This window comes from Vibrio sp. SCSIO 43132, assembly GCF_019904195.1.
GTDB lineage: Bacteria > Pseudomonadota > Gammaproteobacteria > Enterobacterales > Vibrionaceae > Vibrio > Vibrio nigripulchritudo.
In genome coordinates this window covers 1801618-1816389 of the sequence record NZ_CP063200.1, presented here as the reverse complement: position 1 = coordinate 1816389, position 14772 = coordinate 1801618, and the positions used below count along the sequence as shown (strand labels likewise).

Below are 14772 nucleotides of genomic sequence, written 5' to 3'. Positions count from 1 at the left end.
TTAAAATTTGGGCATAGATCCCATTTTTATTTTCGTCATATTAGACCTAAATTCATGGTGCTTCAATGCAAATTAGTGCACTGCAAACAGAAATTAACAAATCTGTACAAGAAATGAGTTGAGCTAATTTATAAATGTTAATGTGATGTATGTCTAAATTTTAAATTGGAGGCAGAAAGCCTCCAAAATTGTTAATTGTGCAAAATCATAAGCGACATAGGGGTAACTAATTGTTCGCCAGAGACCTCTTCGTCGGCTTGATGGTTTAACGACGTATCGCAGATAATTTGCCAGTGTTGATCCTGAGAATCTGGCAACTTATATCTGGCAGGTACACTGGACTGATTGATCAGGTACAAGAGTTCGTTACCGGTTTCGCCAATGCCAAGGTGGAGGGCAATCGCACTCACCACATTCCAGTCATCGTGTGACATTACCTCTCCATCGGTACGTAGCCAGGAGACTCGATTATCGTTTCGCGTATCACCGCTGAATGCTCGGACGAAAGGCATCATGTATTTTCTTCTTCCCTCAATGACGGTTGCCAGCCAGTCTTTGAAGTGTTTTTGGTTTTCCGTGAGGTTCCAGTTTAACCAGCTCAGTTCATTGTCCTGACAGTACGCGTTGTTGTTACCGTCTTGTGAATGGGAGAGTACGTCTGCCGTTAAAATATGCGGGATCCCAAAACTGAACAGCAAACTCGCCATAAAATTGCGTTTTTGCTTTTCGCGCATCGCTTTGATGAGCATATTGTTGGTTTCGCCTTCAACTCCGTAATTGGCGCTTCGGTTATCTCCATGTCCATCACGGTTACTTTCACCGTTTTTCAGATTGTTTTTGTGTTTATAAGACACCAAATCCTGAAGGGTAAAACCGTCGTGATAGGTGACGTAGTTGATGGTGAGCTTTTCAGGCCAGCGACTGGCTGAGTAAATGTCTCTGGAGCCCATCAAACGTGTAGCAAACTCTTTGAGGTAGCCTTGATCTCCTCGCCAGAAACTCCGGCTAATGTCTCGGAATTTGTCGTTACATTCATTCCAGCCGTCAGGAAAACCACCGACTTGATATCCGTGAGGACCGATATCCCAGGGCTCCGCAATGAGTTTGGTCTCTCGAAGAACAGGATCTTGCCCAACTGCCTGAAAGAAGGAAGCTTTGTGATTAAAGTGATCGCGGTTTCTGCCTAAAGTGGCGGCGAGATCGAATCGAAATCCGTCGATATGATATTCCTCTACCCAATATCTCAAAGTATCCATAACCAAATTTAGGGTTGGCTGGTGGGTGAGGTCGAGAGTATTTCCGCAGCCGGTGTAATTGGAGAACTGTCCTTCATGAGACAGATAATGAAGAGTATCCAGAGTCTTCAGGTTGAATGCGGGTCCGTCAATACCCCCTTCAGCAGTATGGTTGTAAACCACATCGAGAATAACTTCGATGCCGTGACGGTGCAGTTCGCGAATGGCGGTTTTAAGCTCAATGACGGCATTTTTTTCCGCATAGCGTGGGTCTGGAGCCATAAAGACAAAAGGGTTGTAACCCCAGTAATTTTGCATTCCCTGCTCTAACAGGTGAGGTTCATGCATACATGCTGCAATGGGAAGAAGCTGCAAAGTGTTGATGCCCTGCTTCTTATAGAATTCCAGCATGGGTTTGCTAGCCAGAGCAAGATAGGTCCCCTGTTGTGATTCTGCTATCTCGGGGTGGAGCTGAGTCAGCCCCTTTACGTGAGTTTCAAATAAGACCAAATCTTCACGAGGTCGGTTAGGCGACGTAACACCCTGCCAGTCAAAGTCGGTTTGAATGACCACGCTTTTGGCAAGCTCCCAACTTTTCTCGGACGTATAGGGAGGAACGTAGTGCAAAGGGGCACTCAATGATTTGGCGTAAGGGTCAGAAACCAGCAATTCTTCCTCATTGTGGTTTGTGATGTAACCGTATTTTTGACCTGGCTGTATATTTTCAATGTAAACCGCTTTGATACCCCGTCGAAAACTGTTCATTGGGTAGCAGACAAATTCATCGTCAGAATCAAACAATGCGAGCTGAATGTCTTCTGAATCAGGTGCGTGAACAGAAAAGTTGCAGCCCATCGAGTCTAGGGTTGCACCAAGCGGAAAAGGACGTGCTTTATTGGTTTCCATATCTCGTTTTGTTCTTTGTTTTTGGCGGCTCGCGTTAATGCTTTCCGCTATACCTACAATTCGTACGCCGAGAACATTCCTCAGCGCTACCTATTGATATGCATAGGTTTGAGTAATAATTTAAGTATGATTTTTAATGACCGTTCGTCAACCTTACTAAGCATTATTTTTTAGAGAAGAAGTATTTCGGTTTGATGTCGCCAGGAGATTTAAATTTTTGAGTTTTATCTCGGTTAGTAGGGGTTCAACATCACAATTTGTATGGGGGATTTGGGATAATTGATCAAAATGTGTGGTTTGTTCAGCGAACAGAGCCAAAAATCTGAAGGTGATAAATAGCTGATTTTAATGAGCTAGATACGAAAAAGAACTCGAGAGACAATTTTTCAAACAATTCACCCTAAAAATGACACAATAAAACCGTTACACTATAGCCTGTTTTCACCAGCAGCAGCCCCATATGAATGTAATGACCATTGCCATCGGTGCATCCGTAATCTGTCTCGTTTTAGTCGGGATAGGTATGATCACCATCAGCAATAAAAAGCGTGCGGAAGAGAAAGAAAAAATCGCTCGCGAAGCCGCATATAAAAAGGCGATGGAAGCATCAAAAGCCAAAGAACACCAAGAACGGGTTTATAAGGCTGAGACCGGGCACATTCCAACTCAGTTGTTTTTGGCCAAAGAAGCCGAACTGGGTAACCCAAGAGAAGCCTTACACTGGTATGAGCGTGCAGCAAATGCAGACAACGAAATCGCGATGTACAGTGTGGTTCGCTTGTGTAACCGCTTTAGTGATAATCACATGATGAACCTCAAAGGAAAGTATTGGAACAAGGTGATTGAAGCACGTGGTGGCAATAAGCAAGCCCAATTTGAAGTGGGGCTATGTTTACTGAAAGGGCATGGTATTGATCAGGATATGCAGAAAGGCATCGACTTGATTGAAGAAGTTGCAGAAGAAGGCAATATCGATGCCCAGCTATACATGAGCGACTGGCACGTTGCGGAATCCAACCCAAATCCCGATGCGACTCTGGCGGCTGAATGGAGCTATCGTGCGGCTCAACAGGGCTCCACTGAGGGTATGATTCGTCTGGGTCGTCATTACGCGGAAGGGCAAGGCGTCGAACAAAACCAAACCCGAGCAACATACTGGCTTGAGCGTGCAGCTGAAACGGGAAGTGGCAGAGCGCAGTACTTTGCCGGAGAGTTGTGGGCAGACACAGATTCTCGTGGTAATGCTCTGGCATACATCTGGTTCTTCTTATCAGCACATTCTGGCTTTGCAAAAGCGAAAAAGCGTCGAGATGAAATTGGCAATGCAATAGGTATCGATGCAATTGTTGGTTTGCAGGGGCTAACCAAGCCTATTCAAGCTCGGATGGATGAAGGGAAAATCAAAAAGCACTCCATTATTAAAGCTTTGAATAAAATGTATAAGCGTGAAGAGTACTTTCCTGAAATTCATGGTGACGAATTTGTTGTTCGGACGCTCGAGAATACAGAAGAAACCAAGCCAGCCTCTCCTGATTACACTCAGGCAATGACCTAAAAGGACGGATAGAAAAATGCCTCGCGATTTGCGAGGCATTTTTTTAGGTTTATTTTTCTAAAGACTGACAGACCGCAGCGGTGAAGACGACATCTGTAGAACTGTTTAACGCGGTTTCTGCTGAATCCTGAATCACACCAATGATGAATCCGACCGCGACCACCTGCATCGCCACATCGTTTGGAATCCCGAACAGGCCACACGCCAAAGGAATAAGCAGTAGAGAACCTCCCGCAACCCCTGACGCCCCACAAGCTGAAACAGCCGCGACGATCGACAGTAACAGTGCCGTCATAATGTCGATTTGAATACCTAAAGTATGAACAGCGGCGAGAGTCAGCACCGTAATAGTGATTGCCGCTCCACCCATGTTAATGGTCGCGCCCAGAGGAATAGAAACTGAGTAAGTATCTTCGTTCAGTTTAAGTTTCGAACACAGGTTCATGTTGACTGGGATATTAGCTGCACTTGAGCGGGTAAAAAACGCAGTCACACCACTTTCTCGCAGGCATGTAAATACTAGCGGATAAGGGTTTTGCTTGGTTTTGTAGAAAACAATTAATGGGTTAATGACCAATGCCATGATCGCCATCGAGCCAAGCAAGACCAGCAACAAGTGCGCGTAGCCAAACAGTGCATCAAAGCCGGTGTTTGCAAATGTGGACGCCACCAGACCAAAAATACCGAATGGTGCCAGGCGAATAATGAAGCGAACAATTTGAGACACACCATGGCTTAAGTCTTCAAATACCGCTTTTGTTGTATCTGACGCATGGTGAAGCGCCAAACCTAAAGCAACAGCCCAGGCGAGAATACCAATGTAGTTAGCGTTCATTAAAGCGTTGACCGGGTTATCAACCAGCTTAAACAGCAGGGTATGCAACACTTCGGCAATACCTTGTGGAGGCGTCGCGCCTTCAGCTCCCGCTACCAGCGTAAGAGAAGTTGGAAACGCAAAGCTCATGATCACCGCAGTCAGGGCCGCGAAGAATGTACCCAGCAGGTACAACACAATCACGGGTTTCATATTGGTGTGTTGGTTTTTCTTTTGGTTAGCAATAGAAGCAGCAACAAGAATGAAGACTAAAATGGGAGCGACTGCTTTTAAAGCGCCAACAAAAAGCTCACCCAACATGCTGGCTTGCTTTGCTGTGTCTGGTGAAGTTAATGCCAATGCAACACCAAAGGTGATGCCAAGAAGTATCTGTATTACGAGGTTGCCGTTTGCAAGGCGAAAGAACAAGGAGGAACTGTTCATGGGATTTCCTGTAAATCTATCGTGTTTTTATAATCATTGATGATGATATAGATAACAGTATTATTGTCTACAATATAAAAGTTATTAATGTAATAAAAATTAGATAATAATGTTAATTGTGGTTTTATATGTTGTATATGTGGAATTTTATGGTTTCTTTAATCTATAGCGCTTCGGCGCCTTACTAAACCAAAGTTAAGATTTTTGAGAACAGATTCACCTCGCATCAGGTTGATTCTCTGAAAGAAAACTCTGAGCTGTTTAAAAAAGTACCAATAAGCAACTGGTTTTTCATCTAGTCGCGAAATCCAGACTATGCTTAATGAATAAAAAGCAGACGTTACAAGGTTATCGAATGACTATCTTAAGTAGCGTATTGAGTTGGAAAGCTAGGTTAGGCCTGTCCCGTCAGACATTGTTTCTGTTGTGCACCTTAGGTGTTCTGTTCGCGGTGCTATCGTCCCTTTCAAGCGTGTTTTGGGAACACAAGGCAAGCTCAGAAAGAAAAGAGGCCATACTTGCGTCAGTTGATACGTATTTCATTCCTAAAATACAACAATTTGCCCTGATTCAAGACGCCGTCAAACTGGAAATGGTGGTGAAAGAGCTGTACCGCTTTGCCGAAGTGGATGGCATCAGTGTCGTTCCTGCGGTTGATGATGCACTTCGCTTGGGGCTGTTCTCGTCGGAAAGGTCGACCATCCTCACGTGGACTCTGGAACAGGACGAGTTCTTACCAGAACAAACTTTAACGATCGCACTCGCGAAGCCAGAAAGTATGGTTCGGGATATCAGTTCGGTAGTTCAACAGGTTCTGTCTCATGTAGTTATTGCTCTTATTGTGTCCATGTTGGGGTACGTGGTTTTAATGAAAAACGTCATAAAACCAGTTCGCCAGATGGCAAGGCGAGTGGGTGAAATCGACGAAAACAATCTCCCGCGTAAAATTCTCCTCCGTTCTCGGCTGTTTCAGGACGAAGTGACTCAGTTTAACGAACGTTACAACAACGCAGTTGATCGCATTCGGGAAACCTTCATTCAGCTTTCAGACAGCTGTCAGCAGGCAGAGATAGCCAAAGCGCGAAAAGGCGAGTTAATGGCGACAATGAGTCATGAGATCCGAAACTCGCTGAACAGCTATGTTGGAATGGTATCGCTGCTAAAAGAAGAACCCAGTAAGCAAGAGCTTAAAGAATTCAGTGAGCTCATCCACAAGGCAACAGGGAATCTACAAGATCTGGTTAACGATATTCATGACATGTCCCAGCTCGAAAACGGTCGGCTGGACATCGTGAAGAAAGACTTCAGCATCAATGATCTGGTGGATGATATTGATGCTATGTTCCGTTCAAAAGCCACAGAGAAAGACTTACTTTTCCAGTGCACTTTAGATTCCAGTATCAGCCCTCGCTTGCTTGGTGATAAAAACAGAATTCGTCAGGTGTTACGTAACTTGCTCTCTAACGCCATCAAGTACACCGATAACGGTTACGTCATTCTTGATGTTCAGCATCTGTCTTACGATGAAAGTTCAGAAACCATTCTTTTCGAAGTAAAAGACAGTGGAATAGGGATAGATAAATCCCAACAGGAAGAAATATTCGAGCAGGGAAACAGTCAGGATGTGGAACGTGCGACCGCAGGTGTCCGGTTGGGGATCACGCGCAATCTCATTCACTTAATGGGCGGGCAGCTCAAGCTGGACAGCGAGCCTGGAATTGGTACGCATTTCTCGTTCACTCTGCGCTTTTCTCATTCGGTTGAGCAGCCAGTCATTTGTGATGAAGACAACGAAAAACCCAGAGTTTTGCTGCTGGATGACTACTGTCTGAATATGCGAATCACGTCGATTCAACTGGATAAGATGGGGTGGGAGTCTACCTGTTGTCAGGACATCAGCCATGTAGGAACCATGCTTCGCACTGCATTAAAGAAAGGGCTTCCTTACCGTCTCTTGGTGATTGATCATGATCTGGCTTACCTCGATAGCTTTGATTTTGTGAAAAAAATCAAGAAAGACATCGGAGAACACAGCCCTGCAATTATGATGATTTCATCGTCTAAATTCGATCACAAAGAAGCGATGAAATTCGGCGTAGATATTTGTCTGGCTAGACCCTACGAAACCAATCATTTAGAAGACAAGGTTCGGGCTATTTTTGAGCGCCCATCGGTACCCGTTGCCACCTCTGGCGAACATGAACCGTCTCCGATGAAGACGATGCTGAAAGTACTTCTGGTTGAGGATCAGGTTTCCAACCAAGTAGTGATGAAGAAGATGCTGGAGCGCCTCGGTGTTGAAGTGAGCCTTGCAGAGAATGGCAGAGTTGCCGTATCCAAGTGCGCGATAGAACATTACGATTTAGTTCTTATGGATTGTCAGATGCCCGTCATGGATGGGTTTGAAGCAACGTATTCAATTCGGAAGATGGAAGCCAGTTCCAGCCTCAGAGTCCCAATTGTTGCCTTAACAGCAAATGTTTTGGCTGAAGAGAAAAAGCGTTGCTTTGAAGTGGGGATGGACGGTTTTGTGTCCAAACCCGTTAATCTCAGCAAGTTGTCAACGGTGCTGAGAAAGCACGTCGCAAACTTTGAGTTTTTGGTCAAAGATCCCAAACCATCTGAGAAAAAATCGGAAAGTCATCGAATGTTATCTTAGCTGGATGAGAACCGCTAAAAAAGCCCACAGAATGAAATCTGTGGGCTTGTTGTTTTCAGAAAGACAATTAAATCCGGCTCGGGCATCACTCCATGGATTTCTGATGCCTGCGGTGAGACTGAACGCTTCGATACATCTTGGTCAGTGACTTAAATTTTTGCCTTTGCTCTGCGAGAGTCGCACCATTGCGCTCTTGCTCTCGAAGAAGCTTAAAGTAATTATTCAGTCGCCTTTCCTCTAACTCACCATTCTGAATGGCTTTTTTGATGGCACAACCCGGTTCACTTCCATGCTGACAATCACTAAATCGACATTGCAGCGCTAATTCTTCAATGTCGGAAAAGGTGATGCTCACACCCTGAGAACAGTCAGCTAATTGAAGTTCTCTCATCCCAGGTGTGTCCAGAATCAAACCTCCGTTAGGTATCTGATGCATGGATCGAGACGTTGTTGTGTGTCGACCTTTGCTGTCATCTTCCCTAATTCCCGATGTTTTTTGAGAGTTTTTCCCAGAAAGCGTATTGATCAGAGTCGACTTACCTACACCGGAAGAACCGATGACGCCAACCGTAGTACCTGCTTTACACCAGGGACGAAGTTGTTCGACGCTCAGTTCGTCTAAACCATTAATGGCGGTCACTGTCATCAATGAATCTAGCTTCTGTGTCTGAGCAATTAGCTCGTCGGTTTGCTCGCTTAAGTCACTCTTAGTCAGCACGACGACTGGCTGAATGCCACTTTCTTTCGCAAGTGCCAGATAACGTTCAATCCGGCTTAAATTAAAGTCGGCATTCAGTGAACTCACAATAAACAGAGTGTCGAGGTTTGCTGCAATTAACTGCTCCTGAACCTTAGTTCCAGCCGCTTTTCTAGAAAGTTGGGAGCTTCGGTCAAGCAGTTTGGCAAACTGATTTTCTAAAGTCAGAAGTACCCAATCACCGACTGTCATTTCAGGAAGACTGGATGTTACAGGTAAAAACACGGAACCTTGCTCAGTCCACACCTCATATTGAGAACGGTGATGAGCAGCAACACGTGCAATACGGTGAATTTCGTAGTCTTCTAAAGTCAGTTGTTGTTGAAAAAATGGTTGCCATCCAAGTTGTGGCAAAGTGTAGTTTGAATTCATTTGTCTTCCCCAGACAACGCGCACACGAATGCGCCATATACAATGGTATTGGGGTCGAATTACATTGGATGTACGTCAGAAAAGACGCATAGACCCCGGCTGAGAATCACCGGGCAACAGAAAGGAATCGCGAATTAAAAGCTAATGAATTTATCGACGAACGTTTTCTTTTGCCGGGTGGGTATTGAATACAATCATCATGTCTCCTTATCTTTGGTAGAAATAAAACAGGAGCTCTGTTTGAGCTCCTGTGCATCATATCGCTGAAACTTTACGTTAGCAACTTAGTGATGATGATCGTGCTTGTGTTTCATGCCTGATATCACCTTCTTAATCGGCGCTTTCAGGGTTTTAACTTCGCCATTTGCAAAAGTTAAAGTCAGATCTGCAGAATCCCCTTCTTTTAGGGACTTAGTAAGATCAAACAACATGATATGCAATCCACCTGGCTTCAGGGAAACATCACCATTAGCTGGGATCTCAATACTGTCTACCTGGCGCATTTTCATTACATCACCTTCAGTAATCACTGTGTGAAGTTCCACACGACCCGCCACAGGTGTTGTGGCAGATACAATGGCACGGTCTTTATCTGAAGTGTTCATGATATGCATAAATGCGGCGCTGGTTGGCGCGTTCGGTGGTGTGGCACGCACATAAGGCTCGTGAATCATCAAACCTTCAGATTTGTGGTTGTGATCATGATGCGCTGCGCCAACCATTGGAGCAAGGGTCAGAGCGGCAAGTAGAAGAGCTTTACGTTTCATCAGCTTATCCTTGATTATCCTTTAAAATATCTTTCATAGCAGCCAATACAGGTGCAGGAGAAAGAGCGTGAGGAACTTTAGTAATTAAACTTCCATCGGGCTTCAAAAAGTAGAAATAAGAACTGTGGTCAAGCGTATATTCCAACGCAGAACCTTCCAGTTCGGTCTTTCTAAAAATAACGCCATATTTGCTGGCTAATGGTTTTGTAACATCTAAAGGTGCAGAAAGCCCTTCGATGTCTTTATGAAAATATGAAGCGTATTCGCTGGCGAGCTGCGGAGCATCTCGTTCAGGATCCAGCGAAATAAACAGCGGTCTGAACTGATTTTTATCCGCATCGTCCAGTTGATTCAGTGCGCCTGCCAGCATCGCAAGTGAAGTAGGGCAGACGTCAGGGCAACGTGTAAAACCGAAGTAAATAACACGAACTCGGCTGTCAGCCTGATCGTAGAGGTTAACAGGTGTTTCGTCGGCTCCGAATAGTGTGACAGAGCTGTCAGCAGACTGAACATTCTGATTAACTAATTCACTCTGCTGATCAAAATATACTTTTAAAGAAACGCCAAGTGCGAAAGCCACAACCAGCGCCAGTGCCCAGTTTTTATTCATGTGTCATCCTTACTGCAGTTTTTACGTTCTCATCGCCGTTACTGAGTTTACCTAACCAGGTCATGGCATCCAGAGTACAAACGGGCAACATGAGTTCACCTTCGTAGTTGCCATTCCCCTGATTTTCCAACCGGAACTTAACAACCCCCATATCCATTTCAAGCCCTTCCATCTCAAGAGTCAGAGACTGTGCGGTACTTTCCGGCCAGACAACAAAAATACGAGTTGGCTCCAGCGGTTTGGTGGAGTCGTGCTCCAGTACAATGGTGGCACCGTCTGTTTTGCAGGGTTCAGTCGAAAGCATGCAGTATTCCGCAAGATCCACTTCTTGGTCGTCAGGTAAGAACTGCGCCAGTATGGTCGGGGCGAAATAGCCTGCCAGCATCGCCAGAAAAATTAAAGAAACAGGAATCAGTCTTTGGAGCATGTGTGGTTAAGTTATTAATTTATAAACGCGTGAATGCTAGCACATAGAATACGGTACGTAAGGGTATTTACGTCAGAATGTGACTATCGTGTATTCATTCGAATAATAAATCGGCGAAGGAAATAAGCAAAACGATTGCGTATACTTTATCGAGAGCTGGATCGATCTACCTGAAAAGAAAAAGGCTCTAAGCGTGAGCGCTTAGAGCCTTTGATAACAACCTTTAAGTGTGTCCTGCTTAATTCTAAAAGCTAAGCCAAGCAGTGTTTACACGTGGTTTCTTATTGAATATCCACTGTGTAATCTTCAGCTTCACCGTATCTGAATGTCCCACAAGCACTATTAATTGAGTTGTAGCTCATAACAACGCGCATGGTTGTTTTCCCCTTTTTAGCGGATTCAGGGACATTGAACGTACCGTTTACGCTCCCAGCAGCGGCGGATGAAGTCGCAAATACACTTTCTCCTGCGTCTTCAAAATCACCATCCTGATTCAGGTCGATCCAAACCTTCCAGTGCTCACGATACGTGCTTCCAGAATACCCCGGAGTCAGGGTAAGGCTGTTTTGCCCCGATGTGACAGCAATGGATTTGTTGATCTTAGATTCCGTATGATCGCTGTAGACTGCAGCATTAGATTGATGCGAGAAGTTGCCTACGTCTACTTGCTGGATCCACTCATATCGTGCATTGCCACTCTTTGTGTCACAGTAACCAGTTGCAGGAGGGTTGGTGCCGCCCGAGCGGATATTCACAAATTCAGCGGTAATGGGTCCCCAGTTACCTTGTGAGTCTTTCGCTCGCACATATACCATGTGCTTACCCTCGGACAGGCCGGTAGTATCAATAACCCCTGTAACCTGCTCTGTTTTTTGATTAAATCCGTCTACTGCGTTCAGCGCGATTGGTGTCGGGTTATTTGCAGTGTCCCAAGGCGGAACATCAATGTAGTACTCCGCTGCAGCAATGTTTTGCGAGGGCTCAGTACCATTGCGATTATTGTATCGGGTATCCGAAGCCGTAGCGGTTATTGTGAGTTGAGTACCAGCATTGACGCCAGAGCCGGACGCACCGTTACTGATATTCACTTGAGTTGTGTCAGGACCAGAAGGTGTGACATAAGGCGTTCTGACAACTTTGGCAGCGTAAATCAGAGCTTTCAGGTTGTCGGGCTTGATCTTGTTTTCGTAGCTGCTGCAACTTTCAAAGAACTGTTTACCGAGTTCAAAAGTAAACGCAGCCACACCCAGCTCGCCATAGCTCACTCCATCACTGGTACCGTCTGTTGGGTACAAACCAATGGATTGTGTTGGGTAGTAGTTGTTGAAGTACGCCAGTTTCCGACCAAGAGTTTGTAACTGAGGGCCGTTTGGTGCCGCTTGCTGGGTTCCTCCCCATGGCCAGAGCATCAGTTCGCTGTAACTGTGAATATCAAGGTGAATACCGCTGGTATCCAGTGGTGCAGCATCATTGATGTTAGGACCTCGTCGGTCAGACCATAGGTTTCTTGCGTAAGCCTCGATAACCTTGGTTTCTGGTTCGGATGCCGGGCTAGTTCCGCGATAGGTATTGTCGCATTGATTACCACTCGAACCGTTTGTGGTGCTATTCCAACTAAATGTAAAGTTCCGATTCAGGTCTGCACCACGCTGATTGCTTGTTGGTCCACAATAATTCGTGTTGGTATTCTTTCGCCAGGACAGACCGCTTTCTGCCATTTTTCTGCCATCGGGGTTGGATTGAATCATTAAGTGAATTTCATGATGATCGAGAATCCAGGTGGCATCAGCATCATTTCCATACCCTTCTAACAGGTATCTGGCGAAATCCAGCGTCAGCGCAGCAGTTGTATATTCGCGAGCGTGAATCGCAGAGTTAATGTACAGCGCGGGTTTATTGCCAGCTTTAGCTTTATTCGTCAGCTTCAGCACAAAAATATCATAACCGCCATTTCTCTGAGTCTTCTCAAAGGAATCGCCGACGTCTTTCCACTCCGCAAGATTTGGGTAGGTGGTGGTAAACCCTCTGGCTACCGAATAGCTTTCTTCAACCGTTTCATAGCAAGAGTACCCTGGAATGCCTTGTATCTGACCCGTATTCAGAGGGGCTGAGTTAGAGCGAGCGCGACGCTGAATGTTGTCGATTCTCTTTTCCAGTTTCTCATTTCGCTTATTGATCCAGTTCTGAGCATCAGAGAACTTAAATCCCAGACGTGTTAGGTCGTTTTTCTCTTCATCCGACACTGACATGATGAAAGTCATCTTAGTCTCATCGGATTCGAGAACTTTGGATTTGAGTGAAATCAGTGCTTTTCGATACAAGTCGGGGTTTGGAGCCTTAACTGTGTAGATACTGGAAGTATCGTTCATTTCCTGACGTATCAAACTTTCGATTTTTTGTGTATCCGGGCTCGCAGCTAACGCGAGATTGGCTGCAATCATCGTCGGCAGAAGTGCAGTGACTGAAAGCAGTACTTTCTTTGTTTTTTCCGTTTTCATTATATTCTCCTGACTGAGGTGTCAGGGTAAAATGTAAGGCTGAAATATAGACAAATGTCAGAGTATTGTGAGGGAAGCTCGGGTTTCAAAAGTGGACGCAATTTGTGCAGTTTACTTTGAAAAATCAGCCGTTTGTTCCAAAAAAAGTGAGATATTGGAGGGAAGAAATTCCTCGTAAACTGGAGGTGTTTAGCTGGTGGGGGTAAGCGGCGTAATCCTCAAATTAAAATGCCAGTCAGGTTCGCTGACTGGCATTGGTTAGGTAAGATCTTTGAAAATCGAAATTATGATTCAGTTCGCGAACCGACTTTCTCAAGCCCCCAAACCAACCCGATACCTACCAGCATCATTACGATGGCAAGAGTCAGTTGAGACGGTTGTTGAATAACAGATTCGAATTCAAACGGAGACAGATTGTGTTGAACCAACGGCACCTGCTCCCCTTTGGAGTTAGTGCGCCAGGAGATTGTCTCTTTCCATGGCCAGATCTTCGGTAGGGTACCCAACATAAGACCTGTTAAAAATGTCAGCGTGTAGTCTCTGAAGTTTTTCAATAGCCATGAAAGAACATGAGAGAAACTCAGAATACCCACTACACAGCCCAGCATGAACAACATCAGAACGTCGATCTGTAATCCTTTTGCCGCAGCTAGAATAGGACCATACATACCCAGCAGCAAAAGAATGAAGCTGCCCGAAATACCAGGAAGAATCATGGCGCAGATAGCAATCATTCCTGCGATGAAGATATTCAAACTGGTATCCGCCATCTGAAGAGGGCTGACGACAGTGATGGTGTAAGCAAAGCCGACACCTAGCAATAAGAAAACGCCAGTCACGATGTTCTTCTTCTCAACCTGTTTCAGTACATGCACAACTGAAATCAAGATCAGACCGAAGAAGAATGACCAAAGTGGAATCGGGTGTTCAACCAAGAGCCACGAGATAAGTTTGGCAAGCGTCAGAATACTAAGAATGATGCCGCTGAACAGAGTGATAAGGAACAAACCATTGATGTGGTCGAAGGCGGCTTTAAAACCTTCTCTTTTCCAAATGCCGATAATAGAAGGGTTAACACGACGAATGCTTTCCAGAAGCGTGTCGTAAATGCCTGTGATAAATGCGATTGTACCGCCAGACACGCCTGGTACTACGTCGGCAGCACCCATGGCAACACCTTTAAAAAAGGTTTTTAAAAGATTCATTTAGGTCGTTCATTCTCTTCGATAAAAGGTTGAATGGATTATGATATAGAAAACCAATGAAGAAAAGCGACATATTAATGAGGATGTATGTCAGTTGTGTTCAGAGGTGGCGCTATTTTCCGACTGAGTAATGAGTCATTTACAGTAACTTAGATTTTAGTTTTGAAAAGTTGGCACACCCATTGCATTTATACATGTGACCCTTATTAAAGCCGAGGGTCACCTAGCCAACTGACGTTGTTAGTGAACCCGATTTGTTCACAAAAAATATAAGCCAATCGCCCTATTGCGGTTGGCTATTTTTTTGCCTAAACAACCATAAAATCAATATAAGCCTCTGTATTAAAAGAATATTTTTAAATATTCATGACATTTCTTTTATCACTCTCATTTTTGTGACAATGGTCGATAAAGCGACTGCAACTGCTGACAATTAAGTCAACATAATATGCGATCTGTTTTACATTTTGCAGTGATTTGCAAAATGGGAATTGCATTATGCGAAAATGAAGAAAAAACTGTG

Annotated in this window: 10 protein-coding genes; 2 read left to right on the top strand and 8 right to left on the bottom strand. The window is 44.8% G+C overall.

Features of this window, described 5'->3' with window-relative positions; translation table 11 throughout:
* Positions 1-191: 191 nt before the first annotated feature.
* Positions 192-2141, bottom strand: coding sequence for a glycogen debranching protein GlgX (glgX, locus tag INR79_RS26415; RefSeq protein ID WP_223097811.1), 1950 nt, complete (start codon positions 2139-2141; stop codon positions 192-194).
* Positions 2142-2601: 460 nt separating this feature from the next.
* Here glgX and INR79_RS26410 point away from each other — a divergent pair, with 460 nt between their 5' ends.
* Entirely contained in the window at positions 2602-3696 is a 1095-nt protein-coding gene (locus INR79_RS26410; RefSeq protein ID WP_223097810.1) for a tetratricopeptide repeat protein, read from the top strand.
* Between the two features lie 49 nt (positions 3697-3745).
* Here INR79_RS26410 and sstT read toward each other — a convergent pair whose 3' ends face one another.
* Complete coding sequence (gene sstT, locus INR79_RS26405; protein WP_223097809.1) at positions 3746-4954, bottom strand: serine/threonine transporter SstT; 1209 nt, start codon at positions 4952-4954, stop codon at positions 3746-3748.
* A gap of 355 nt (positions 4955-5309) precedes the next feature.
* Between sstT and INR79_RS26400 the strand changes: the two genes are divergently transcribed.
* Complete coding sequence (locus tag INR79_RS26400) at positions 5310-7613, top strand: response regulator (RefSeq protein WP_223097808.1); 2304 nt, start codon at positions 5310-5312, stop codon at positions 7611-7613.
* Positions 7614-7698: 85 nt separating this feature from the next.
* Here INR79_RS26400 and rsgA read toward each other — a convergent pair whose 3' ends face one another.
* The 6 genes from rsgA to INR79_RS26370 form a co-directional block, all read right to left on the bottom strand.
* Positions 7699-8742 (bottom strand): ribosome small subunit-dependent GTPase A, encoded by a 1044-nt coding sequence (gene rsgA / locus INR79_RS26395; RefSeq protein ID WP_223097799.1) that lies wholly within the window; start codon positions 8740-8742, stop codon positions 7699-7701.
* 284 nt (positions 8743-9026) lie between these two features.
* The gene (locus tag INR79_RS26390; RefSeq protein ID WP_223097798.1) at positions 9027-9509 is read right to left on the bottom strand and encodes a copper chaperone PCu(A)C; all 483 of its coding nucleotides are present in this window, start codon (positions 9507-9509) and stop codon (positions 9027-9029) included.
* Between the two features lie 4 nt (positions 9510-9513).
* Positions 9514-10119 (bottom strand): SCO family protein, encoded by a 606-nt coding sequence (locus INR79_RS26385; protein WP_223097796.1) that lies wholly within the window; start codon positions 10117-10119, stop codon positions 9514-9516.
* On the bottom strand, positions 10112-10546 hold the full coding sequence (locus INR79_RS26380; protein WP_223097794.1) for a hypothetical protein: 435 nt from the start codon (positions 10544-10546) through the stop codon (positions 10112-10114). Before INR79_RS26380 ends, INR79_RS26385 begins: the two co-directional genes overlap by 8 nt.
* Before the next feature lie 281 nt (positions 10547-10827).
* On the bottom strand, positions 10828-13044 hold the full coding sequence (locus INR79_RS26375) for a M14 family zinc carboxypeptidase (protein WP_223097791.1): 2217 nt from the start codon (positions 13042-13044) through the stop codon (positions 10828-10830).
* A 284-nt stretch (positions 13045-13328) separates the two neighbouring features.
* Positions 13329-14249, bottom strand: coding sequence for a DUF368 domain-containing protein (locus INR79_RS26370; RefSeq protein WP_045964957.1), 921 nt, complete (start codon positions 14247-14249; stop codon positions 13329-13331).
* Positions 14250-14772: the final 523 nt, after the last annotated feature.